We start from the raw sequence: 1,896 nt of genomic DNA, 5'->3' as shown, positions 1-1,896 counted from the left end.
CAGGCCCGGTCCCGGTCGACGTCGGGCATCAGCTTGGCGGTGCCGTGGTCGACGGCCCTGCTCACGGGTATCGGTTCGCTCACCCGGCCATTGTCGCCGGTCCGCAGGGGTGCGCGGGGACGGGCCCCACGCACCCCGTTACGCTCAGCCGACCGAGGTGACCGTCCCCGCGCCCACGGTCCGGCCGCCCTCGCGGACGGCGAACCCGAGCCCCGGCTCCAGCGGCACCTCCCGGTCCAGCTCCACGGTCATCTCCACCGTGTCGCCGGGCCGGGCGATCCCCGCCTCACCCAGGTCGACCTCCCCGGCCACGTCCGCCGTACGGAGGTAGAACTGCGGCCGGTACCCCGTGGACAGCGGCTTGCTGCGGCCGCCCTCGGCCCCGGCCAGCACGTACACCCGCGCGGTGAACCGCCGGCCCGGCACCACACTCCCCGGCGCCGCGACGACATGCCCGCGCCGGACCGCGTCGCGGGGCACCCCGCGCAGCAGGACCGCCACGTTGTCCCCGGCCTGCGCCTCCGGCATCGGCTTGCCGAAGGTCTCCAGCCCCGTGACCACGCTCTCCACCCCCGCGCCCAGGACCTCCACCCGGTCCCCGACCTGGAGCCTGCCCCGCTCGACCGCGCCGGTGACGACGGTCCCGCGCCCGGTGATGGTGAGCACGTTCTCCACCGGCAGCAGGAACGGCGCGTCCAGGTACCGCTCCGGCATCGGCACATAGGTGTCGACCGCGTCGAGCAGCGCCTCCACGGACGCCGTCCAGCGGGGGTCGCCCGCGAGCGCCTTGAGCCCGGAGACCCGTACGACAGGTATCGACTCGCCCGGATAGCCCTGGGCGGTGAGCAGTTCGCGCACCTCCAGCTCGACCAGGTCGGCCAGCTCCTCGTCCCCCGCGTCGGCCTTGTTGAGCGCGACCACCAGGTGGTCGACCCCCACCTGCCGGGCGAGCAGCACGTGTTCGGCGGTCTGCGGCATGATCCCGTCCAGCGCGGAGACGACCAGGATCGCCCCGTCGAGCTGGGCGGCGCCGGTCACCATGTTCTTGACGTAGTCGGCGTGGCCGGGCATGTCGACGTGGGCGTAGTGCCGGGTGTCCGTCTCGTACTCGACGTGCGCGATGTTGATGGTGATGCCGCGCGCCGCCTCCTCCGGGGCCCGGTCGATGCGGTCGAACGGCACGAACGTGCCGGTGCCGCGCTCGGCGAGCACCTTGGTGATGGCGGCGGTCAGGGTGGTCTTGCCGTGGTCGACGTGGCCCATGGTGCCGATGTTCAGATGCGGCTTGGTGCGCACGTATGCCGTCTTGGGCATGGCTGTCCCTCGTGGTCTTGGTGGTGCGTGGAGAGCGCGGGACCCCTGGAATCCGCCGACCCTCCCCTCGCGGGGTCCGCCGGACTTTCCGGAGAGGGTCAGCTTCGGGCGCCGTCGACGGCTGCCACGAGGACGAGGACGGCAGCCTTCGGCGCGTCCGCGAGGGCGGAGGCTGCGAGGAAGGCGTACCGGAACATGACGCAGATCATGGCGGACGCGTCGTCCCACGTCGAACGGTTTTCCGCGGCCTTCGGAGCGTCAACGGCCGCGGACCATACGCCGATCACACCCCTCGGTCGGTTACTGTCGCCGAATGCCCGATGCCACCACCCGCTCTGGGGGCACCGCCACGGCCGTTCCCCCGGTCGTAGTCCTGAGGCCGACCCCAGCCGTGCCCCTCACGCCCGTCACCCCCGCCGGTCCCGCCGTACGCGCGTGGCCGTCCGCGTATCTCCGTCTCGGCCTGCTGCTCACCCTGCTCGCGGCCGCGGCCACCGCCGTGCTGGTCTTCGACCCGCAGCGCCTGCTCACCGAGGGCTGGCCGCCGCAGCTCGGCGGGTTCGCGGCGGCCGGGGTCTTCGC

At 73.2% G+C, this 1,896-nt stretch carries 1 protein-coding gene and 1 pseudogene; one reads left to right on the top strand and one right to left on the bottom strand.

Features of this window, described 5'->3' with window-relative positions; all coding sequences use genetic code 11:
- Positions 1–144 precede the first annotated feature (144 nt).
- Complete coding sequence (gene tuf, locus CCN33_RS19950) at positions 145–1,314, bottom strand: elongation factor Tu (protein WP_086694939.1); 1,170 nt, start codon at positions 1,312–1,314, stop codon at positions 145–147.
- 391 nt (positions 1,315–1,705) lie between these two features.
- Here tuf and CCN33_RS19940 point away from each other — a divergent pair.
- Positions 1,706–1,896 (top strand): annotated as a pseudogene (locus tag CCN33_RS19940) (hypothetical protein); the annotation flags it as partial.

Origin of the sequence: Streptomyces recifensis, assembly GCF_002154615.1 — a bacterium.
Taxonomy (GTDB): Bacteria; Actinomycetota; Actinomycetes; order Streptomycetales; family Streptomycetaceae; genus Streptomyces; species Streptomyces griseoluteus.
This window is presented reverse-complemented; position numbering and strand designations above follow the sequence as displayed.